This is a genomic window from Enterobacter cloacae complex sp. 277I4, assembly GCF_050031465.1.
GTDB lineage: Bacteria > Pseudomonadota > Gammaproteobacteria > Enterobacterales > Enterobacteriaceae > Enterobacter > Enterobacter cloacae.
Map to the genome: position 1 here is coordinate 594,163 of NZ_JBLGWC010000001.1, position 21,991 is coordinate 616,153.

Sequence of the window (21,991 nt, forward strand, 5' to 3'; positions counted from 1 at the left end):
CAGCATGACGCTGCCGTGGCGCATTGCCATCATTGATGACGAACGTTCTGTCCGCAGCGGGCTGAGTAACCTCCTGGAGTCGGAAGGGTATGCGACCGACACGTTTGATTCGGCAGAGGTGTTTCTGAGCCACCCGTTCGCCCTGTCCGGCGCGGCGCTGGTAATCACCGATATCAAGCTGCGGGGCATGAACGGCCTGGAGCTGTTTGAAAAGCTGCGGCTGCTGGCCGCCCCGCCTCCCCCCGTGCTCTTTATCTCCGGTCATGCTGATGAAAATATGCAGCGGTACGCTCTTGATATGGGCGCCGCTGCATTTTTGCGTAAGCCTATTAACATCGATATTCTGCTGGATCATATTCAGCGGGAGCTGGCCCGCCGACAATAAGGATCGCGGATGAACGAAAACGAGCTGCCTGCATTCTGGCCCGCCCAGGGAAATCTCCATGATGGGCGGGTTTTTGTCCTTAAAGAGGATGTCATTTTTACCGTGCTGGCGCAGGAGGGCGGGATCTCCTGGATGAACGCCCGACATCCTCATTCTGGCGGCTCCTTTATCATTGCCACCGCGGTCAGCGACGAAGAAGAAGAGCGGGCCACCCGGCTGCTCAAAAATGAGTTTGCGTTGCGCGATCACCTGCAGGACAGCTGGGCCATTCGCGCCGTGGCCTCCACCCAGTACCGGGGGCGTTTTGCACTGGTGTATGCGCCGTTTTCGTTTGAGCTGCTGGCGCGACGCGCGGGCAGGGCGATCTCGGGGATCGCCCGGTTTATCGAGCTGGCGATCCAGATCTGCACGCCGCTGCGTCAGATGCACCTGCAAAACCTGATCCACGGTGATATCAAGCCCGGCAATATCTTTGTTCATCACGATTCAACCTGCCGTCTGGGCAGCTTTGGCCTGTCATGCAGTATCTCCGGGGCCTTTTCCCAGACCCGGCTGGCCGTCTCTGGCGGTACGCCCGCCTATATGTCCCCGGAGCACACCACCCGCACACAGCGGGCCGTCGATTGCCGCAGCGATCTCTACAGCCTGGGCATTGTGCTTTATGAGCTCCTGACCGGACGCCTGCCGTTTGAGCTCGGCGAGAACGAGCAGACCAACTGGGCGCATTACCACATTGCCTCTGAGCCGCTTTCTCCCGCCGTGTTGCGCCCCGATGTGCCCGACATGCTGTCGACCATCATCCTCAAGCTGCTGGAGAAGCAACCCGATAACCGCTACCAGACCGTCGACGGGCTGATTGCCGATCTTCGACGCTGTCAGGCGACGTTAACCTCCGAAGGCGAGATCGTCGCCTTTACGCCCGGCCAGCAGGACCGGACGCCGGCGATCCATCTGGCGGACTCCCTGTTTGCGGCGCATCCGCAGGCAAACGACGTCATCGCCGCGTTTGAGCGGGTGGGGCAAAACATTGTGCCGGAGCTGGTGACGATCGGCGGGCCGTCGGGGATCGGTAAATCCTCGATCATCGCCACGGCGTTAAAAACGTTGCAGCAGCGCAGGGTGCTGCTGGCGGTGGGCAAGGTCGATCAGTTTTCGCCGACGTTACCCTACGGGGTATTAAGCTCGGCGTTTCGCACCCTGACGCTGCACCTGCTCGGGCTGCCCGCGGAAGAGGTGGCGAAGTGGAAAATCCGCCTCTCGCGCGCCCTGGAAGGATATGAAGAGCTGGCTGTCAGCCTGGTGCCCGAGCTGGGGTTGCTGCTGGAGAGTAAACCTCGCTTCTCGGCAGATACATTTTCCATTGATGCCCGGGCCCGCTTCAGCCATATGGTGCTGGCGCTGGTTAAAACCTTTGCCTCGCAGGGCTGTCCGCTGGTCTTGCTGCTTGACGATCTGCAGTGGAGCGACGCCGCCAGCCTGCAAACGCTGAAGCATTTACTGGGTACCTGCGGTGCCATTCCGCTATTGCTGGTGGTGGCGCACCGGGACATCGCCTCGTTGTCCGATCCCGCGTTACAGCAGCAGCTCGCGAGCCTGCCGGCGTCGGCGCAACACGCCATCGAGATTATCCCGCAGCCGCTGACGGTGAAGGCGGTAGCACGCTGGCTGGGCACGCTGTTTCGCGTGCGCAGCGCCACAACAACCGACCTCGCCACGCTTATCCACGAAAAAACCGGCGGCAACCCGCTGTTCGTGCATGAGTTTTTCCGCCGCATTGTTGATGACGGGCTGGTGGTGCATAACAAGTATCAGGACAAATGGCAGTACGATCTGCAGGCGATCCGCGCCCGGCATTACACCGAAAATGTCGTCACCCTGGTGCTGGAAAAGCTCGAAGAGATGCCCGACGAGACGCGTCGTCTGCTGGGCAGCATTGCCTGTCTTGGCGGCACGGGCGAGCTGGAGATGCTGTGCCGCGTGGTCGGGATGTCGGTGGCGGAAATCCGTTATGCGCTCCACCCGGCGGTGATGGCGCAGCTGATTGTGCTGACGGAAAAAGCGTATGCCTTTACCCACGACAGGGTGCAGGAGGCTGCTTTCGCACTGCTGGATCAGCGTGAGAGGAGCCACCTGCACCTGACCACCGCCAGCCTGCTGGCCGAGGCCGCGCGTCAGGCGGCGGGGAACGAACTGCTGTTCCGCGCCGTGCACCACGTGACGGCCGCGCTGGACAGCATTCAGCCTGCGCCGCAGCGCCAGATGTTCCGCGAGCTCAGCCTGCTGGCCGCACGGCGGGCGAAGCGCACCGGCGATTATCATTCGGCCCTGAGCTACATTCAGACCGCCAGAGCGCTGGGCAATGCCGGGACGGTGTCTGACTTTATGCTCGACATCGAAGAGGCGGGCTGTGAATTTGCGCTCGGCCACCTGGAGCGAACCCGCGAGCTGTGTGACGCGATCCTCGGCTGCCCCGGCGGGCTGACTGAAAAAGCGCTGGCGGCTAACCTGCTGGTGGAAGTCTATATTCGCCAGTCCGACAGCCGTCTGGCGCTGGAGGCGGCGCTGTGCTGGCTGGGGATTTTTGGTATCCAGATCAGCCACTACCCGGAAGACGTCGAGTGCGACGAAGCCTGGAAACACTTCTGCAACCGCGTGGGTGACGCGCCGCAACAGCATTTTGTCCAGCTCTCGCAGATGGACAACCCGCAAACCGAAGCGGTGATGAACCTGCTGTATAGCGCCAGCATTTGCGCCAGCTTTATCTGTCCGCGCCTGCACTTTTTGTTGCTCTGTCGCATGATGCACCTGACCCTCGACCACGGTATCACCGGCGCCTCCACCACGGCGATGGCCTGGTTTGGGGTATTGATTGGCCAACGCTACGCCGAGTATCGCCTTGGTTTCCAGTACGGCACGCTGGCCCGCGAGCTGGTAAACCGTCACGGCTACGATGCCTTTGAAGCCAAAACCCTGCTGCCGCTCGATCAGCTCAGCGTCTGGACCCAGCCGCTGTCATTCACCATCGAGTGCGCCAAAGCCTGCTTTACCGCCGCCGTCACTCACGGTGATATGACGGTGGCCTGCTTTGCGGCCTGCCATCAGGTGATCAACTTCCTCTCGCGGGGCGATCATCTGGACGGGGTGCTGACCAGCATCGATCGCGGTCTGGCCTTTGTCCGTAAAACCCACTTCCAGGACATCGAAACGATTTTGATGCTCCAGCGCGGCTACGTTGAGTTTCTGCGTACGCCGGTCATCGGCACCTGGAGCGCCGCGCAGGTACTCCCTGAAGCGATGTTGCCAGCGGCACCTGAGCAGGCCCCGGAGCAGACCTCGACCATGCTGTTCTGGTACTGGCTGTACCGTGGGATGGCGCACTTTACCTGCGGGGAGTATGCCGCCGCGCAGGCGGAGCTGGAGCAGGCGGGCTGGTTCGCATGGTCTGCGCCAGGCCACATTCACCTGCTGGATTACCATCTCTACAGCGCCCTGTCGCTTTCCAGACAGCTGACGCCGGAGACCTTCTCGGCGAATCACCGTCGCAGCATTCACGCCCACTACGACAAAATCGCCCTCTGGGCGCGGATTAATCCGGGCACGTTTGCCGACAAAGAGGCGCTGATTTACGCCGAAATCGTGCGTCTGGACGGGATGAACAGCATTGCGCTTGAGCAGTATGAGAAAGCGGTGCGCCTCTCGCGGGAGGGCGGTTTTAATCCGCTGAACGCGCTGGCCCACGAGCTGGCAGGGCGCTTTGCCCTTGCCTGCGGCTATCCGACCGCCTCGGACGCCCACTTCCGCGGGGCGATCGCCGCCTGGGGCCGCGCCGGTGCACAGGCAAAAGTGCGCCAGCTTGAGCAGGATTTTCCGCATCTTCTGAGCTCCGCTCAGGCCAGCGCGTACGACACGGTGGCTTTCGCGCAGAATGAAGTGATTCGCGATCTGCAAAGCGTGATCAAGGCGTCACGCGCGCTGTCTGAAGAAATTAACCTTGAGCGGTTGATTGAAAACCTGATGACGCTGCTGCTTGAACGGGCCGGGGCGCAGCGCGGTCTGCTGCTGCGCGTGAGCGACAACCATATCCCGGAGATCGAGGCCAGCGCGTGGACCAGTACCGACGGCGTGCGGGTGCGGATCCTGAAAGAGGTCCCGATGGCGACCGATATGCCGCTGTCGGTGCTGGCGGCGGTGATCCGCACCGGACAGGAGATCCGCACCGGCAAGCCGGAAGAGTTCCACCCCTTCAGTCAGGATCCTTATCTCGTGACCTCGGGGGCGGCCGTGATGTGCGTCCCGATGTTCAAACAGGCGCGGCTGGTGGGCGTGCTCTACCTGGAAAATCGCCTGATGCCGGAGGTCTTTACCGCCGAGCACTCCCGCGTGGTGAGCCTGCTGGGGGCGCAGGCGGCGGTTTCGCTGGAGACGGCGCGCCTGTATGCCGAGCTGCTGGCGGAAAACATCCAGCGTCGTCGCGTGGAGAAAGAGCTGCGATCCAGCCAAACCTCGCTGATGCTGGGCGAGCAGATCAGCCACACCGGCAGCTGGCGCTGGGAGCTGGAGCAGGATCTGATGTTTATCTCCGAGGAGTACGCCCGCATCCTCGGCCTGCCTGAACAGCAAAAGAAGATCTCCATGGCGGAGTTTTTGACCTTTGTGCATCAGGATGATTACGCCCGGATCAGTACCATCGTCACCCAAAGCGTACGCGAAGGGCTCTCCATGCGGGCGGAGTTCCGCATTAACCGTACCGATGGCTCAACCCGCTATATTCTCGGGATTGGCGATCCGGTGGGCGTGGGCAGCGAGGTGAACGAGTATTACGGCATCATCACCGACATTACCAGCCAGCGGGCGGCGGAAGATGCGATGCGGGTGGCGCAGGCAGATCTGGCGCGCGTTTCCCGGGCGACCACCGTCGGGCAATTGACCTCTTCGATCGCCCATGAGATCAACCAGCCGCTGATGTCGATCGTCTCCAACGCCGGGGCGAGCCTGCGCTGGCTCAACCGGGAGCCAGCCCGGCTGGATAAAGTGCGCGAAGGGCTGGAGGAGATCGCCGCTGAAGGGGCGCGGGCGGGGGAGATCATCCGCAGCATTCAGTCCCTGACGCGCAAGCAGGATCCGACCTTCTCACGCATCGATCTGCACTACCTGGTCCACCATATCATCGCGCTGTCGCGCAGCGAGCTTGAGCAGCGACACATTAGCGTCGATTACCTTTTGCAGGCGCAGGATAGCTTTATCACCGGCGACAGCGTGCAGATCCAGCAGGTGCTGCTCAACCTGGTGATGAACGCGGTAGAGGCGATGGCCGAGGTGAAAGATCGCTCTTGCACCATCACCATCAGCACCAGCAATGCAGAAGGGAGAGTGCTGGTGGAGATAGCCGATACCGGCAGCGGCATAGAGCCTGAGCGGCTGGAGAAGATTTTTGACTCGTTCTATTCAACCAAAGCGCAGGGTATGGGGATGGGGCTGACCATCAGCGCCAGCATCATTGAGCGGCACTGCGGAAAACTGAGCGCGCGCCGCCGGGAGCCGCACGGCACCGTCTTTGCCTTTACGCTGCCGCTTGCGGCACAGGAAGGGTAACGGCTATTCCGTTGGCAGACTTTTGCTCAGGCGTTCCACGACCCTGACCAGCTCTGCCACGGAGCGCACCTGCATCTTCTCCATCACGCGGCGGCGATGGACTTTCACCGTGATTTCGCTCACCCCAAGCTCGGCGGCGATCTGCTTGTTCAGCAGGCCGCTTATCGCCAGCTGGAGCACTTCATGTTCGCGCGGGGTAAGAGACATATGGCGCTGCTTCAGGGCGTAATGCTCTTTGTTACGCACGGCGTTGTTTTCCGCCAGCCGGAGCGCGGATTCAATGGCGTCGATAAGCGCGGCGGATTCAACCGGTTTGGTCAGAAACTCGTAGGCCCCGCCTTTGATGGCGCGAACCGACATCGGGATGGTGCCGTGGCCGGTGAGGAAAATAATCGGGATCTCACGCCCGCTGTCCCTGAGGGCATCAGCCACCTCAAAACCGGAGATGGTGGGCATTTGCATATCGAGGATCACGCACGAAGGCAGATCCTCGAAGCGGTGCTGAAGAAATGCTTCTGCCGATGAAAAGCCGATAGCGTTCAGGTCTGCCGATTCCAGTAGCCCGGTCACGGACTGCCTGACGGCGTCATCGTCATCAACCACATACACAATGTGTTCCATTCACCGCCCCGGTGCTGATTTAAATGTCGAGGATGCAAACCGTCCCTTCGGTTACGTAAGAGACTGTTTATGCTGACTTTCATCTTAACACATTAAATATCATTATCATTTAACAATATGATAACCATATGAAGTATAGCGAGCCGGAGCAGGGGCGGTGAAGGAACGAAACGCTGTTTTTATGCACCGACAAGCTCAATGCGATTGCCGTCCGGGTCCGCGATTACCGCTTCATAGAAGCCGTCCCCGGTCATCCGCGGGGCGCTAAGCAGCGTGCCGTTTGCCCTTGCCTGTGCCGCCATGCTGTCCACCTGTGCTTTTCCGCCGACGTTGATGGCGATATGCGCCCAGCCGATAAATTCCGGGTGGGCAGGCGCGTCGGGCAGGTCCGGAATGGTCATCAGCTCAATCGTCGGCCCCTCATCAAGGGTAATAAAATGGGATTCAAAACCCGGACGATTTTTACTGACGTAGCGTGCGTTGCTGCGGCCATTAAACACCGTTTCCCAGAACTGAACCTGGGCCTTAAGGCTGCGGGTCCAGAGTGCGACATGTGCAATATTCATTGTAACCCTCGTTGTTTGTGTTGCACGGTTATGCAACATTATGCGCATTGATACTCGATTAGAATTTTTAAAGGACTTTCAATGCTCGATTATGCAGCTTTTCCTGAACAGCGACAAGCGCGGATCCGCCAGATCCTTCAGAAGAGCGGAAGGGTGGTCTGTACCGAGCTGGCGAGCCAGATGAACGTATCCGAGCACACGATTCGCCGTGATTTACATGAACTTAGCAAAGAGGGGTATTGCAAAAAGGTCTACGGCGGCGCGGTGCTTCAGCTTCCGGATGCGGGTAATTTTTTAAGCCGCGAGCAGAAAATAAGTGCAGAAAAGCACACAATCGCGCAGAAAGCAGCAACGCTGGTTCAGGCGGGCGGGTGCATTTTTATTGACGCGGGGACAACAAACCTGGCGCTGGCGAAAGCGCTCCCGGCGGATCTCAACGTCACGGTGGTGACCAACTCCCCGGCCATCGCCACGGAACTGCTGCGCCATCCCCTGTGCGAGGTGATCATCACCGGCGGTCAGATCCAACGGGCATCAGGCGGGTCGGTGGGCGCCACGGCCGCGGGTCAGATCCAGGGCATTATCTTCGATCAGGCCTTTATTGGCGGCTGCGCGATGGATCCGCAGATGGGACTCACTGGCTTTGATTTTGCCGACTGCGAATTCAAAAAGGCGGTTATCGCCCAGAGCAACCAGACCATCGTGGCCCTGACGGCAGACAAACTTCCCGGCGTAGCACGCTTTGTGGTGGCGACGTGTCAGGACATTGATGTGCTGGTGGTAGAAGAGGCGCTGGAACAGGGCGTTGTCGACGCGTTTGCGGCCCAGGACATTCGCATTGTGTGCGCCTGAGGACTTTCACGGGTAAAACAGGCTACACTCTGGTTTTGAGCGCTAAATGCTGAGGACATAACAATGCACTACACACTGAAAGACGGCGATAAGGATAAAGCGGAAGGGACACAGAGCGCACTGCAGCAGAAGCTGCTGGAATCCCGCTCGATTGTTATCTCCGGTGAAATCAACCAGGCGCTGGCAGAGAAAGTCATCACCCAGCTGATCCTACTGCAAAGCGTGAGCAACGATCCGATCAAACTGTACATCAACAGCCAGGGCGGTCACGTGGAAGCCGGTGATACCATTCACGACTTCATCAAGTTCATCCGCCCGGACGTGCACGTGATCGGTACCGGCTGGGTGGCGAGCGCCGGGATCACCATCTTCCTGGCGGCGAAAAAAGAGCATCGCTACTCGCTGCCAAACACCCGCTTTATGATCCACCAGCCGCTGGGCGGCGTGCGCGGTCAGGCGACGGATATTGAGATTGAAGCGCGCGAGATCATCCGCATGCTGGACCGGGTGAACAAGCTGATCGCTGATGCCACCGGCCAGCCGCTGGAAAAAGTGAAAAAAGACACCGACCGCAACTTCTGGATGTCTCCGGCCGAAGCGCTGGATTACGGCATTGTGGGTAAACTGATTACCCATTATGACGATCTGAAGCTGGATTAAGTTTTTAACGCCGTGTACGTGTCGGGTGGCGGCTACGCCTTACCCGACCTACGCGTGCTGGTTTGACCCATGACAAGTTCCCCCTCTGCCTTCTTGCCTATAATCGCGCCTGTTTCCCCTCTCACTGGTGCTATCCATGGCGTATCAACTGAACCTGAACTGGCCGGAATTTCTTGAGAAATACTGGCAAAAAAAACCCGTTGTGCTGAAAAATGCCTTCCCGAATTTTGTCGACCCGATTACCCCGGACGAGCTGGCAGGCCTGGCGATGGAGCCGGAGGTCGATAGCCGTCTGGTGAGCCATTTCAACGGCAAATGGCAGGCCAGCAATGGTCCGTTTGAGCACTTTGACGGCCTGGGCGAAACCGGCTGGTCGCTGCTGGCGCAGGCGGTGAACCACTGGCACATGCCGGCGGCGGAGCTGGTGCGCCCGTTCCGCGTGCTGCCGGACTGGCGTCTGGATGATCTCATGATCTCCTTCTCCGTGCCGGGCGGCGGCGTGGGCCCGCATATCGATCAGTACGATGTGTTCATCATTCAGGGGATGGGCAGCCGTCGCTGGCGCGTGGGTGACAAGCTGCCGATGCGTCAGTTCTGCCCACATCCGGCGCTGCTGCACGTGGATCCGTTTGAACCGATCATCGACGAAGATCTGGCGCCCGGCGATATTCTCTACATTCCACCTGGATTCCCGCACGACGGCTTCACCCATGAAACCGCGCTGAACTACTCTGTGGGTTTCCGGGGGCCAAACGGCCGCGATCTGATCAGCAGCTTTGCCGATTACGCGCTGGAAAACGATCTGGGCGGAGAGCATTACAGCGATCCGGATCTGACCTGCCGCGAACACCCTGGGCGCATTGAGCAGTACGAGCTCGATCGCATTCGCCAGATGATGATCGACATGATCGGTAAGCCGGATGATTTCACAAAATGGTTCGGCAGCTTTGTCTCCACGCCACGTCACGAGCTGGATATCGCCGCCGCCGAGCCACCGTATGCGCCCGAGGAGGTGCTGGACGCGCTGCAGGGCGGGGAGAGATTGTCTCGTCTGAGCGGCCTGCGCGTGCTGAATATCAACGGCAGTTTCTTTATCAACAGTGAACAGCTCGAGACAGTCGACGCGAAGGCGGCGGACGCGCTGTGCCGCTACACTGAGCTGGGCCAGGCCGAGCTGGGCGATGCGCTGAACAACCCGGCGTTTGTCGAGGAGCTCACCGGGCTGATTAACCAGGGGTACTGGTATTTCGACGAGTAGTGCGGCCTGTTGCCCGGTGGCGCTGCGCTTACCGGGCCTACAACGGCGGTTTTCTCCCTCTCCCTGTGGGAGAGGGCCGGGGTGAGGGCATCAGGCCGCACTAGCCCTCCTCCATCGCAATCACAATCGCTTCACCCATCTTCTTCAATGCCTCGCGATGCTTATCCGTCGGCGGTAATGCCACGTTAATCCGCAGGCAGTTGCGGTACTTCCCGGACGCGGAAAACAGCGACCCGGCCGCGGCCTGGATCTTCAACCGGCACAGCTGCTTGCTGACGCACACCATGTCGACCTTCTCCGGTAGCTCCACCCACAGCAAAAAACTGCCCTGCGGGCGCGTCACGCATATGTCTGCCGGAAAATATTGCCGTACCCAGCAGGTATAGGTTTCCATATTCTGCTGATAAATCTGGCGCATACGGCGCACGTGGCGATGATAATGGCCGTCGCGGATAAACGCCGCCACCGCCATCTGCGTGCCCGGCACGTTAAACCCGCCCGCGGCGTATTTCATGTGCATCACCCGGTCGTAGTAGCGTCCCGGCACAATCCAGCCGACGCGTAACCCTGGCGCCACGGTTTTGGTAAACGAACTGCAGAGGATCACGCGGCCATCAATATCCATGGAGTGAATGGTCCGCGGGCGCGGGTATTCCGCCGCCAGCTCGCCGTAGATATCATCCTCGACGATCACGATATCGTGCCGCTGGGCCAGGGCCAGCACCTGCTTCTTACGCGACTCCGGCATGATAAACCCAAGCGGATTATTGCAGTTGGGCACCAGGATGACCGCTTTGATGGGCCACTGCTCCAGCGCCAGCTCTAATGCCTCAATGCTGATCCCGGTTTGCGAATCGGTCGGAATTTCTATCGCCTTGATGTCAAACCCGCGCAGCATCTGCATGGTGCCGTGGAACGACGGCGACTCCACCGCCACAATGTCTCCTGGTTTACAGACCGACAGCAGGGCGATGGAGAGCGCGCCGTGGCAGCCGTTGGTGATCACAATCTCGTTCGCCGCCACGGTGGAGCCCCCGTCGAGCATCAGCCGGGCGATCTGCTCGCGCAGCTCAAGGCGGCCGTCGAGTACGTCATAGCTCAGCATTTCGGCGGGGTTGTGCTGTGCGATGCGGCTCATCTCACGCCACAGGGGCTTCAGGCTCGGCTGGTTAACGTCTGGCGAACCGCCGCCAAAGGAGATCATCTCTTTGTCGGCGCGGGCATCCAGCAGCATCATCACCTCATCCCACTGGGTGACGTCCACCGGGCGCTGCACCGGGCGCGTCATGGCCGGCACCGGCGGCTGGGCCTTGCGCTTAGACACAAAATAGCCGGAACGCGGCTGGGGAGTGATGAGCTGCAGGTTTTCGAGGATCTGATAGGCCTGCTGTATGGTGCTGATGCTCACGCCGTGCTCCTGGCTCAGCGCGCGTACCGACGGCAGACGTTCACCGCTGCGATACAGCCCTTGTTCAATGCGTTCTGCCAGTAGATTGGCCAGATGTTGGTAGCGCGTCATGCTGTATCCTTTGTTGTCACCATACAGATTACAAAACCAGTACAGATTGCCGCAAAAAACGGCATGCAGATACCGTTTTAGCGGATCTGTATGTTAAACAAAAGTTGTTTTTGAGTCTGTATTGCTAAAGCCGTTTTCCACGATCATAGCCCCACTGACACGGTGAGGAGAGCATCATGGAATTCTACGAAAATCGTTCAAAACGTCCGTTTATCGCGTTTGTGTGGGTAGCGAAAACGCTGCGTAACTGGTATCGCGTCAACCGTACCCGCCGCATTCTGAGCCAGATGAGCGACGAGCAGCTCAAGGACGTTGGATTGTCGCGGTATGATGTGTGAGACACGTCGCCGCCGGGTGGCGGCTGCGCCTTACCCGGCCTACTCGATCCCGTAGGCCCGGTAAGCGTAGCGCCACCGGGCGATGTTTAGCTCAACAGCGTAAGTGTCTGCCGCTTCGGTCTTTCCAGCAAATCCACCGCCTCCTGATATGACCGCACGTTGTTATAGCCCATCACCAGCCCGTAACGTTTGCCCGACCCGCGATACCACTCTGAAAGGGCATTCACCTGCAGCTGCTGCGCTTGCCAGCAGCACGCCACCTCCCGATCGTTGCTGCCTTTCGCCAGAAACGCCACGATATGCATTCCGCCGTCGTTCTGCTCGGTGAAAAACAGATCGCCATATACTTCACGCAGGGCGGCAATCATCCACTCCCGGCGGGTCTGGTACAGGGCGCGCATCTTCTTAAGATGACGGAAAAAATGGCCCTCGTTGAGAAAGGTGGTGAGGATTTTTTGCGTCAACACCGGCTGGCCGCTGGCGACGATGTCCGCGCAGTCGGTAAATGCCTCAACCGTGCTGGCGGGCATCACGATGTAGCCCATGCGTAAGGAGGGCATAATGGTTTTACTGAAAGTGCCCATAAAGATCACCCGATCATGGCGATCGAGGCTTTTCAGCGACGGCAGCACCTTGCGGGTATAGTGAAATTCTCCGTCGTAATCATCTTCAATAATCCACGCCCCGTTCTGGCTCGCCCAGTCGAGAAGCTGCTGTTTACGCGGCAGAGAGAGCGTTACCGCCAGGGGGCTCTGGTGAGAGGGCGTCACGATAGCAAAACGGGCGTCGCGGTGATGGTGCAACAGGTACTCCGTGTCGATGCCGCAGCGATCGACCGGCACGGTGTGCAGACGTGGCACAATCCACTTAAGCAGCTGCTGGCCCATGAAATAGCCTGGGTCTTCAAACACCACTTTGTCGCTGCGGCTGGCGAGCGTATCGAGGATCAGGCGCAGACTGCCGCTGTAGCCGCTGGTGATCAACACCTGTTCGGCGGTACACGAGAGCCCGCGGGAGATATTCAGATAGCGGGCGATGGCCTGGCGCAGGGGATACCAGCCCAGCACCGGCGGATTGAGCATCTCTTCCGGGCGCATCGAGCGCGTCGCCTGGCCTGCCAGCAGTAACCATTTTTTATAGGGGAAGCTGTCGAGGGAGGGAATGCCGGGGCGCAGAAAACCCGCTCGTTCACGCTGGCTGATAAGCGATGCCGGGAGTGTACCGGTGGTGTGATCCGCTGGAGCCGGCGTCGCGGGCAGCAAGAGATCGGGATTGACCCGCGTGCCGCGTGCGCCCTGGCTCACCAGGTACCCTTCGCCGATTAAAATAGCATACGCCGTTTCGACGGTTTTGCGCGCCACCTTGAGCTCTTCGGCCAGTACGCGAATGGCGGGCACCTTATCGCCAGGCTTCAGCACGCCGCGCGTAATGTTGTCGCGATAGCGGGTGTAAATGTCGTGATAGCCCGGCTTCATGTCCTACCTCATTTTATGTTTTTTGTATCTTTTTACTATGTCATGACCCGCGTAGATTGTCCTCATCGCATGACACATACCGTGTAAATAAGAGGAAAGACAATGAGCACTCGCGTAAACCACCATAAAGTCACTCCAGCCCTTGCCAACGCGCTGTCCGCCCTGAGCATGGAAGTGGCGAAAACCTCTATCGACCCGGCGCTGAAGCACCTGATCGACATTCGCGTTTCCCAGCTGAACGGCTGTACCTTCTGTCTGGATATGCACTCCAAAGAGGCCAAAATTGCCGGGGAGCGCGAACTGCGCCTTTACCACCTGGCGGCCTGGCGCGAATCTCCGCTGTTCAGCGCTCGCGAGAAAGCGGCGCTGGCCTTCGCCGAAGCGTTGACCCAGATTGGCGTTCACGGGGTGAGCGACGCGTTGTACCGCAGCGTGGCGGAACACTTTTCTGACGTGGAGATTTCAGAGCTGAACTTCGCCATCGTGGCGATCAACGCCTGGAACCGTTTAGGCATTACCTCGCGCATGGCCCCCGGCTCGCTGGACGCAGCTTACGGACTGAACAAGGCTAACCTGGAATAATCCCGCGCTCGCGGATCATCGCCACCAGCGCCCGCAACCCTGGCGGGACGTGGCGATGGCCTGGATAGTAAAGACGCAGCCCGGCAAACGGCTGCGTCCAGTCGTTTAACACGCTCACCAGTTCCCCGCTTTTCAGCTCATCACGGATATAGAGTTCCGGTAAAAAGCCAATCCCCAGCCCCGCTTTGACCGCGCGGATCGAGGCAAAAAGATCGGATGTCGCAAAACGCGGCGGCACGGCCAGCGCATACTGGACTCCCCGACGGGCCAGCTCCCAGCGGTAGATCCCACCGTGGGCCATGCGCATCCCGATCCCCTGATGCAACAGCAGATCCTCCGGCGTTTGCGGGATACCGTGGCGGGCAAAATAGTCCGGTGTGGCGGTCACGAGCTGGCGGATCTCTCCGGTCAGCGGTACGGCGATCATGTCCTGCGGCACTGCTTCTTCAAGGCGGATCCCGGCGTCGTAGCCTTCGGCGACGATATCGATCATTCGCGCCTCGCTCACCGTTTCCACGCGCATTTTCGGGTAGCGGATCATAAAGTCGATCAGCAGCTGGTCCAGAAACAGGGAGCCAATATTGTTCGGCACGTTCAGGCGCAGGGTGCCTGCAGGTTCGCCGGTGTCGCTGTGGATCTCTTCCCCGGCCTGACGAATTTCCTGCAGCGCCGGACCGATGCGCGCCACATAACGCTGCCCGGCGTCGGTGAGCGCCACGCTGCGGGTAGTGCGGTTAAAAAGACGCGTCTCGAGGCGGCTCTCCAGCCCGGCGATGGCGTTACTCACCGCCGTGGCGGACATACCCAGCTCCTGGGCGGCACCGCGAAAGCTGCCGCGTCGTACCACCGCCATCACCACTTCCAGCTCTGTCAAACCTGAACGATGCATAGATTATCCTGAAAATCGAAACAACCCTTGCAGCATAGCGTGGATTATCGCAACGGAGTAGTCGTGCCAGACTGTGTCCACACAGCCTGAGGAGGTTTATATGCACCACATCGAACAGATTTTTATCAACGGCGAATTTATTACCCCGCACGGCACCGAGCGTTTTGATTTATACAACCCGGCGACGGCACAGGTCATAGGGCAGGTGCGTCTGGCAGATGAGGTCGACGCTGAACGCGCCGTTGCGGCCGCCAAAGCGGCGTTTCCGGCGTGGTCGCAAACCACAACACAGGAACGGATTGCTGCGTTAACACGTATGCATGCCGCTGTTGCCGCCCGTCATGATCAGCTGCTGGAGGCGATAATCGAAGAGTACGGCGCACCGGCCGCGCGCTCGGCGTGGATGGCCAGTTATCCGGCCGATGTCATAGCCCAGGCGATTGAGGCCCTGGAGGCGTTTGAATTTTCATTTTCAGCGGGGGAGGCATCGGTGCAGATGACGCCGCTAGGCGTAGCGGGCCTGATCACGCCGTGGAACAGCGATGCGGGGTTTATCTGCGGCAAACTGGCGGCGGCGCTCGCGGCGGGCTGCACGGCGGTGATCAAACCCAGCGAAATGAGCGCCCTGCAAACGCAGATCATCACCGAGGCGCTGCGTGATGCCGCATTGCCAGCGGGCGTGTTTAATATCATCACCGGGCGCGGTGAGACGGTGGGGGAGACCATTAGCCGCCACCCGGACGTGGCAAAAATCTCGTTTACGGGGTCGACGAATATCGGCAAAGCGATCCTTCGTAACGCGGCGGAGGGTTTTAAGCGCGTCACGCTGGAGCTAGGCGGTAAATCGCCGACGATTTTGCTGGATGATGTCGATCTTGCACGGGCGATCCCGCTGGTGATTCAGGCCGGGTTTATGAACAGCGGGCAGGCGTGCGTGGCCGGTACGCGTATTCTGGTGCCGCAGTCGCGCAAGGCCGAGATGGAAATCGCCCTGGCGCAGGCGGTGACGGCGGTGAAATCCGGCGACCCGCGCGAAAGCGCGACAGAGGTTGGCCCGATGGTCAGCGAAAAGCAGTGGCTGCGGGTGCAGGGATATATTCGCAAAGGGCTCGACGAAGGCGCGCGACTGCTGGCGGGCGGCGAAGGGCGACCGGACGGGACGCGGGACGGCTGGTTTGTGCGCCCGACGCTGTTTACTGATGTGAACAACCAGATGACCATCGCGCGTGAGGAAATTTTTGGCCCGGTGCTGTGCATTATTCCTTATCAGGACGAGGCGGAGGCTGTCGCGATTGCCAACGATACCGAGTACGGCCTGAGCGCGATGGTGCTGGGGCGTGACACCGGGTGTGCGCGTCGCGTGGCGCAGCAGATTGTTTCCGGGCGCGTGCTGGTAAACACCCTCGCGCATGAGCCAAAAGCCCCGTTTGGCGGGTTTAAACACTCCGGCGTGGGACGCGAGATGGGCGAATGGGGAATTGGGGCGTTTATGGAGCCGAAGTCGATTGTGGGTTAAACCCTGCCCGGTGGCGCTACGCTTACCGGGCCTACAAAAACCGTAGGCCGGATAAGCGCAGCGCCATCCGGCACAACACTTCGCTCCATACCGAAGCATCCTTGTCATCTGTCCTGCATTCTCTTCACACCATCACAACGGAGAGACCTTCATGATCGCAGTCATTTTCGAAGCCAAAGCCGCGCCGGCGCATCAGGCGCGCTACCTGCAGCTCGCGGCCGAACTTAAACCCCTGCTGGCGGATATTGACGGTTTTATCGATATCGAACGTTTCCAGAGCCTGACCAACGACGGCAAAATTCTCTCGCTCTCCTGGTGGCGGGACGAAGAGGCTATCCGCAACTGGAAGCAGAACGTTTTTCATCAGGCCGTGCAGGCCGAGGGGCGGGAGTCGATTTTTACGTACTACCGCATTCGGGTGGCACAGCTGGTGCGGGAATACAGCGCCGAAAACGGAGGGCACGCGGATGTATGATGTTCATGTGATTTTTAACGATACGCCGGGTGAACTGGCACGCTTTGGTCAGCTGTTGGGCAGTAAGGGGATTGGACTGGAAGGCGGTGGCGTATTCGGCGTTGAGGCGCATTTTCTGGTGGAAGACGGCGAAAAAGCCCGCCATGTTCTGCTTGAGGCCGGATTTAACCTGAAAGCGGTTCGTCGGCCCATCATCAGAAAACTGCGGCAGGAACGCCCCGGCGAGCTGGGGGAGATAGCTGCTGCACTGGCGGCTCGCGGGGTGTCTATTCTTACCCAGTACAGCGACCACGCTAATCACCTTATTCTGCTGACGGATAATGATAAGCTGGCCGCAGCAATCACCGAACCCTGGGCAACCTATGTTAAAGACGAGCTTACCGCCAGATAACAGCGCAGCGCTGGAGCAGGCCATTGCCGCAGTAGCAGCCGCAATGGCCGATCCGTCGCGCGTGAAAATGCTTTGTGCGCTGATGGACGGGCGGGCGTGGACGGCCACCGAGCTGAGTGCGGCGGCGGATGTGGCACCGTCTACCGCCAGCGGGCACCTTGCGCGACTGCTGGACGGAAAGCTCATTACCTGCCTGTCGCAGGGGCGCCATCGCTATTATCGCCTGGCAGGGTATGACGTAGCGGAGCTGGTGGAGCAGATGATGGGGCTGTCGTGGCACCGCATTTCTCCGCCGGAAACCAGCGCGCCAAAAGCCCTGCGTGAAGCCCGCACCTGCTACGACCATCTGGCGGGCGCGGTGGCGGTGCAGATCTACGATTTCATGCAGGCCGAAAGTTGGCTGGAGCCAGACGGTTCAGCATTGACGCTGTATGGCCGGGAGCAGTTTCTGAAACTCGGTATCCCGTTAAGCACCCATCCCCGGCGAAAGGCCTGTTGCGCCTGTCTGGACTGGAGCGAGCGGCGGTTTCATCTGGGCGGTGAAGCCGGTGCAGCGCTGCTCATGCATCTGGAAAGCAAGGGCTGGATCCAGCGGGTAGCGGGGTATCGGGAAGTGGTGCTTACGGCTTCGGGGAAGGGCGCCATTACCCGACATTTTAGCCGCTAAACTCCGCTACGGGCTGTACCCTCACCCCAACCCTCTCCCTTAAGGGAGAGGGGGTCCTCCGTGCAGGCATTATTGTATGGGGAACCCTCAGCCCGCCGGGAGAGGGAGATATCCTTTCGCAATTCCTGCTCTTTCGCCTCGCGTTTCTTGATACTTACCCTGATAACTATTATCTTGACGACGTGTTTCGAGAGGTTCCCCCCATGAGTGAAGAACAACTGTTTTGCCGCAGGCCGATGGGCATGCGGATGGCGATGATTGTGCGCCAGTGGCGCGCCGTTATTGACGACGCCATTCTCGATACCGGGTTAACCCAGTCGAGCTGGACGGTAATGATGCAGCTTCATCAACTGGGGGATAACGTCTCGGTGAGTGAGCTGGCGGAGGTGCAGGGCATTGAACTGCCGCCGCTGATGCGCACCCTGACACAGCTGGAAAAGCAGGGATACCTGCTGCGCACCGTATCGCCTTATGACAAGCGCATCCGGCTTCTGACGCTGACGCCTGAGGGAAAAGCCATCCTAAAAAGGCTCACCCAGGTGATTGAGACGTACCAGACGCGCGTATCGCAAAACATCGCGCCTGAGCATATCGAAATTTTCAGCGCCACCTTGAATCAAATCGCCTGCAATTTGCGGACAATCCGCGAAGAAGATAACAAGACCGAAAAATAATGACTCCTGAACAAAAGTTTGCCCGCTGGGTAAGGGTGAGTATTGCCTCTTTCCTGCTGATGTTTGTCTACTTTGTCGTCGCCGATATCTGGATCCCGCTGACGCCGGACTCCACCGTCATGCGCGTGGTGACGCCGGTTTCTCCGCGCGTCTCCGGGTATGTGTCGGCTGTGCACGTACACAACAACAGCCAGGTGAAGCGGGGCGACCTGCTGTTTGAGCTGGATGACACGCCGTTTCGCAATAAAGTGGAAGCGGCGCAAATCGCGCTTGAGCAGGCACGCCTGTCCAATGAACAGCTGGACGCGCAGATCGCCGCCGCCCAGGCCAGCCTGAAAACCGCCGTGCTGACCGCGCGTAACGACAAAGTGACCTTTGACCGCTACCAGAAGCTGAGCACGTTACAGAACGTCTCGCAGGCGGATCTGGATAAGGTCCGTACCACCTGGCAGAGCAGCGAGCAGTCCGTGAGCTCGATTCAGGCGAACATCCATAATCTGCGCATCCAGCGCGGCGAGCGGGAAGAGCACCGCAACGTGACGCTGCAAAAATACCGTAACGCGCTGGATGAGGCGGAGCTGAACCTCGGCTGGACGAAGGTTTACGCCCAGGCGGATGGTACGGTCAGCAACCTGCAGTTGAGCCCCGGGTTTTATGCCTCGTCCGGCTCGGCGGCGCTGGCGCTGGTGAATAATCAGACCGATATTGTGGCCGATTTTCGTGAGAAGAGTCTGCGCCATACCCATCAGGGGACCGATGCCGCCGTGGTATTTGACGCCTTTCCGGGACAGGTTTTCCGCGCCCACGTGACCAGCAGCGATGCGGGGATCCTTGCCGGACAGGAGGCGGTGAGCGGCGAACTGTCCGCGCCGGAAACCTCCAACCGTTGGGTGCGCGACGCTCAGCGAATGCGCATTCACGTGGCGCTGGATGAGACGCTGCCGAAACCGCTCCCGACCGGCGCTCGTGCCACCGTGCAGCTCTACAACAGCGAAGGGCCGTTTGCGCGCTTCTTCTCCGGGATGCAAATCCACCTGGTGAGCCTGCTCCACTATGTCTATTAGCACGCTGGCGCGGGTCTTTACCCCGCACGGCAACATCGTCTATACGGCCAATGACTTTCGCCAGACCCTGCGCATCGTCTTTGCCGGGATGATCGCGCTGAGTATTTCAAGTTTCTATAACACCAGCTACGGCGTGTTTTATGTGGTCTACCCCATCATGCTGCTGTCGCTGGTGCCGGTCTTTAACCGCCATGTGGCGAAGCAGTTTATCTTCAGCGCATCGCTAAACTGCGTCGAAATGGTGATTATCATCGGCTATCTGTCCCAGTGGCCGGTGATCATGACGCTGGTAGTTTTTGCCTTGTATGTCATGCGTTTTCGCTTTATGAGTAAGGGGCCGCTGTTCCTGTTCGGGTCGATGGGCGTGGTGTGTCAGAGCGTGATGCTCAACTTTATGAGCTATCCCACCACCGACTGGCACACGCTGCTGTTTTCCAACATTGAAGCGAGTGTGATGGCGGTATGCCTGAGCGCGCTGATGAACTACCTCCTGCCGGACGTTGAACCGCGCAAGCCGCCGCCGCTGATTGAGAAAGATGATGCCCGCGTGCGACACGAGTCTCTGCTCTCCGGCACCGTTGCGACGATGATTTTTGTCATCTTCCAGATAAGCGATTTAAGCGATTCGCTTTCGGCGCTGATGGCCGGTGTGTTGATTCTGTTCCCGATGCACTATCGCGGCGCGGTGATGAGCTCTATCTGGCGCGTGGCTGGCGTGGTGCTGGGCTGTCTCTATATTCTGGTGGTGCAGCTTATCCTCTACGATCACAGCAGCCACATGCTACTGATGATGCCGCTTATCGGCCTCGGGCTGGCGTTTGGTGCGCGTCTGCATGTGATGGAGAAGGTGGGAGCCGGCGTTGGGTTTGCCAGCATCACCACCATCGGGATTATGTTCGGTCAGAACATGCACCCGGACAGCGACCTGGTGTTCAGCGATCTCTACCGCATCACCTCGGTGACCTTTTCTCTGGTGGCGACGCTGACGATGGTGTTTCTGGTGCACTTAATCCTCAATCGCTTTGAGGCGACGCGCTACGTCATTGCACCACCCAAAACGGAGTAATGCGCAAGCACGGCGGGCAGTTGCGAAAGTAAAAACAGGATCAGGCCAATCGTCCCGCCCACCAGGGTGCCGTTGACGCGGATAAACTGCAGATCTTTGCCGATATTAAGCTCGATCTGGCGGGACATATCTTTGGCGTCCCAGCTTTTTACCGTGTCGCTGATATGACGGGTGAGAAACGCCGCGAAATCCGGTGCTACGCGGTGCGCCGCCTGCTCGAGGTGCTCATTGAGCGATGCCCGCAGGCTGTCGTCACCGAGCAGCGTTTCGCCAAACCACTGCCCGGCGTTGGCGATGCGCTGCTTCACGCGGGAATCCTCACGTTGCATATCCGCCTTCAGCCATTGGCGCAGGTCAGCCCACATCTCACCCAGATAGCGGTTAAACGCGTCGTCGTTCTTCAGGTAATGCTTGATGTTCTCTGCCTTTGCGGCCATCTCCGGATCGTTTTTCAGGTTGTCGATAAGCTTCAGCGTGGCGCGGTCGAACGCCTGGCGGATCTGGTGGGTGCGGTCATGACTGACGTCGTCCAGCAGGGTATTCAGCGCGTTTGACACCATCTCCGCGCTCTGATCGCCCAGCCACTCGGTGGGCAGCACCATCGCCTTGCGCGGATGCTCGGTCTTAAGCCAGTGGACGATCTGGTCTGAAATAAATTCCCGCGTGCTATCGCGTTGAATCAGGGTGATCAGGCGGTTGATGATGGCGTCCAGCAGTACCTGATGCCGGTTGTTTTTGGTCATGCTCTCCAGCATCACTGCGCTGGTTTCGGTGAAATCGACCTTGTCGATGGCCTTATGCACCGCGCGTTTGAGCAGGCGCTGAATACGCCCGTCGTCGGTCAGCTCAAGAAAACCACCCATCACCTGAATCAGATGCTGTCCGACACGCTGGGCATTGTCGGGCTTGCTAAACCAGGTGCCAATCATCTGCGCCGGCTCATAACGGCGGATCAGCGCCACCAGCGACTGGGTGTCGAGAAACTTCTCCTGCACGAACTGGCCGAGATTATCGCCAATCCGGTCTTTATTGCGCGGGATAATCGCCGTATGGCGCGAGATAAACGGAATGGGCACCCGGCGAAACAGCGCGACGACCGCAAACCAGTCCGCCAGCGCACCAACCATCGCCGCCTCGGCAATGGCCTTCACGCCGCGCACCCAGAAGGTTTGCGGCAGAAACAGGGTAGTGATAAACGCCGCGACGGCAATCAGCAGCAGCGACAGCGCCAGCAGCTTGGCGCGTTTGAGTTCAGCAATTTTTTCCATGGGTTAAGGATAGAGGGAGACGGGGGGAAAGTGCAAAGACGGGAGCGTTACACCATCTTCGCTTCTGGAATCTGCCTTCCGAAATTAAACACCGCTTTTGCTTAATGGGTTTAATCCTTGCGCAGTTTGTATA

20 protein-coding genes are annotated in these 21,991 nt (G+C 59.3%); 14 read left to right on the forward strand and 6 right to left on the reverse strand.

Translation table 11 applies throughout. The features are described from left to right. Positions 1-4: 4 nt before the first annotated feature. The gene (locus ACQG19_RS02835; RefSeq protein WP_038981732.1) at positions 5-385 is read left to right on the forward strand and encodes a response regulator transcription factor; all 381 of its coding nucleotides are present in this window, start codon (positions 5-7) and stop codon (positions 383-385) included. A 9-nt stretch (positions 386-394) separates the two neighbouring features. Beyond that, a complete protein-coding gene (locus ACQG19_RS02840; protein WP_102751730.1) occupies positions 395-5,977 on the forward strand; it encodes a trifunctional serine/threonine-protein kinase/ATP-binding protein/sensor histidine kinase in 5,583 nt (1,860 codons plus the stop codon). A gap of 3 nt (positions 5,978-5,980) precedes the next feature. Here the strand turns inward: ACQG19_RS02840 and ACQG19_RS02845 are convergent, their stop codons facing one another. Both ACQG19_RS02845 and ACQG19_RS02850 read right to left on the reverse strand, forming a co-directional pair. After that, entirely contained in the window at positions 5,981-6,598 is a 618-nt protein-coding gene (locus ACQG19_RS02845; protein WP_023620669.1) for a response regulator transcription factor, read from the reverse strand. Positions 6,599-6,777: 179 nt separating this feature from the next. After that, positions 6,778-7,164, reverse strand: a complete 387-nt coding sequence (locus tag ACQG19_RS02850; protein WP_040020193.1) for a VOC family protein — start codon at positions 7,162-7,164, stop codon at positions 6,778-6,780. 81 nt (positions 7,165-7,245) lie between these two features. Here ACQG19_RS02850 and ACQG19_RS02855 point away from each other — a divergent pair, with 81 nt between their 5' ends. The 3 genes from ACQG19_RS02855 (at position 7,246) to ACQG19_RS02865 (ending at position 9,934) form a co-directional block, all read left to right on the forward strand. Beyond that, entirely contained in the window at positions 7,246-8,016 is a 771-nt protein-coding gene (locus ACQG19_RS02855; protein ID WP_013095418.1) for a DeoR/GlpR family DNA-binding transcription regulator, read from the forward strand. Positions 8,017-8,079: 63 nt separating this feature from the next. Further along, the gene (locus ACQG19_RS02860; protein WP_013095419.1) at positions 8,080-8,676 is read left to right on the forward strand and encodes an ATP-dependent Clp protease proteolytic subunit; all 597 of its coding nucleotides are present in this window, start codon (positions 8,080-8,082) and stop codon (positions 8,674-8,676) included. A gap of 136 nt (positions 8,677-8,812) precedes the next feature. Next, positions 8,813-9,934: a cupin domain-containing protein gene (locus ACQG19_RS02865; RefSeq protein WP_013095420.1), complete on the forward strand. Its 1,122-nt coding sequence runs from the start codon at positions 8,813-8,815 to the stop codon at positions 9,932-9,934. Positions 9,935-10,034: 100 nt separating this feature from the next. Here the strand turns inward: ACQG19_RS02865 and ACQG19_RS02870 are convergent, their stop codons facing one another. Further along, positions 10,035-11,453 carry a PLP-dependent aminotransferase family protein gene (locus ACQG19_RS02870; RefSeq protein ID WP_029882201.1) on the reverse strand — a complete coding sequence of 473 codons (1,419 nt, stop codon included), beginning with the start codon at positions 11,451-11,453 and terminating at the stop codon, positions 10,035-10,037. Between the two features lie 176 nt (positions 11,454-11,629). Between ACQG19_RS02870 and ACQG19_RS02875 the strand changes: the two genes are divergently transcribed. Beyond that, entirely contained in the window at positions 11,630-11,791 is a 162-nt protein-coding gene (locus ACQG19_RS02875) for a DUF1127 domain-containing protein (RefSeq protein WP_020687816.1), read from the forward strand. An 86-nt stretch (positions 11,792-11,877) separates the two neighbouring features. Here ACQG19_RS02875 and ACQG19_RS02880 read toward each other — a convergent pair whose 3' ends face one another. Beyond that, the gene (locus ACQG19_RS02880; RefSeq protein WP_222169209.1) at positions 11,878-13,266 is read right to left on the reverse strand and encodes a PLP-dependent aminotransferase family protein; all 1,389 of its coding nucleotides are present in this window, start codon (positions 13,264-13,266) and stop codon (positions 11,878-11,880) included. Between the two features lie 102 nt (positions 13,267-13,368). Here ACQG19_RS02880 and ACQG19_RS02885 point away from each other — a divergent pair, with 102 nt between their 5' ends. Further along, a complete protein-coding gene (locus tag ACQG19_RS02885) occupies positions 13,369-13,848 on the forward strand; it encodes a carboxymuconolactone decarboxylase family protein (RefSeq protein WP_013095424.1) in 480 nt (159 codons plus the stop codon). Here ACQG19_RS02885 and ACQG19_RS02890 read toward each other — a convergent pair. Further along, the gene (locus ACQG19_RS02890; protein WP_023620661.1) at positions 13,835-14,737 is read right to left on the reverse strand and encodes a LysR family transcriptional regulator; all 903 of its coding nucleotides are present in this window, start codon (positions 14,735-14,737) and stop codon (positions 13,835-13,837) included. The two genes, ACQG19_RS02885 and ACQG19_RS02890, sit on opposite strands and share 14 nt — an antisense overlap. A gap of 100 nt (positions 14,738-14,837) precedes the next feature. Between ACQG19_RS02890 and ACQG19_RS02895 the strand changes: the two genes are divergently transcribed. The 7 genes from ACQG19_RS02895 to ACQG19_RS02925 all read left to right on the forward strand — a co-directional run bounded on the left by ACQG19_RS02895 (position 14,838) and on the right by ACQG19_RS02925 (position 20,590). Further along, the gene (locus ACQG19_RS02895) at positions 14,838-16,253 is read left to right on the forward strand and encodes an aldehyde dehydrogenase family protein (RefSeq protein ID WP_222169210.1); all 1,416 of its coding nucleotides are present in this window, start codon (positions 14,838-14,840) and stop codon (positions 16,251-16,253) included. A gap of 151 nt (positions 16,254-16,404) precedes the next feature. Next, positions 16,405-16,728 (forward strand): antibiotic biosynthesis monooxygenase family protein, encoded by a 324-nt coding sequence (locus ACQG19_RS02900; RefSeq protein ID WP_129327046.1) that lies wholly within the window; start codon positions 16,405-16,407, stop codon positions 16,726-16,728. Then, on the forward strand, positions 16,721-17,119 hold the full coding sequence (locus ACQG19_RS02905; RefSeq protein ID WP_029882197.1) for a hypothetical protein: 399 nt from the start codon (positions 16,721-16,723) through the stop codon (positions 17,117-17,119). The genes ACQG19_RS02900 and ACQG19_RS02905 overlap by 8 nt, the downstream gene beginning before the upstream one ends. Beyond that, on the forward strand, positions 17,091-17,786 hold the full coding sequence (locus ACQG19_RS02910; protein WP_045295461.1) for an ArsR/SmtB family transcription factor: 696 nt from the start codon (positions 17,091-17,093) through the stop codon (positions 17,784-17,786). The genes ACQG19_RS02905 and ACQG19_RS02910 overlap by 29 nt, the downstream gene beginning before the upstream one ends. A gap of 203 nt (positions 17,787-17,989) precedes the next feature. After that, entirely contained in the window at positions 17,990-18,460 is a 471-nt protein-coding gene (locus ACQG19_RS02915; protein WP_013095432.1) for a MarR family winged helix-turn-helix transcriptional regulator, read from the forward strand. Then, positions 18,457-19,524 carry an HlyD family secretion protein gene (locus ACQG19_RS02920; protein ID WP_029882194.1) on the forward strand — a complete coding sequence of 356 codons (1,068 nt, stop codon included), beginning with the start codon at positions 18,457-18,459 and terminating at the stop codon, positions 19,522-19,524. The genes ACQG19_RS02915 and ACQG19_RS02920 overlap by 4 nt, the downstream gene beginning before the upstream one ends. Continuing rightward, a complete protein-coding gene (locus ACQG19_RS02925) occupies positions 19,514-20,590 on the forward strand; it encodes a DUF2955 domain-containing protein (RefSeq protein ID WP_013095434.1) in 1,077 nt (358 codons plus the stop codon). Before ACQG19_RS02920 ends, ACQG19_RS02925 begins: the two co-directional genes overlap by 11 nt. On the opposite strand, the gene ACQG19_RS02930 is transcribed toward ACQG19_RS02925, so the two are convergent. Further along, positions 20,560-21,858, reverse strand: coding sequence for a DUF445 domain-containing protein (locus tag ACQG19_RS02930; protein ID WP_246932071.1), 1,299 nt, complete (start codon positions 21,856-21,858; stop codon positions 20,560-20,562). The genes ACQG19_RS02925 and ACQG19_RS02930 overlap by 31 nt on opposite strands. Positions 21,859-21,991: the final 133 nt, after the last annotated feature.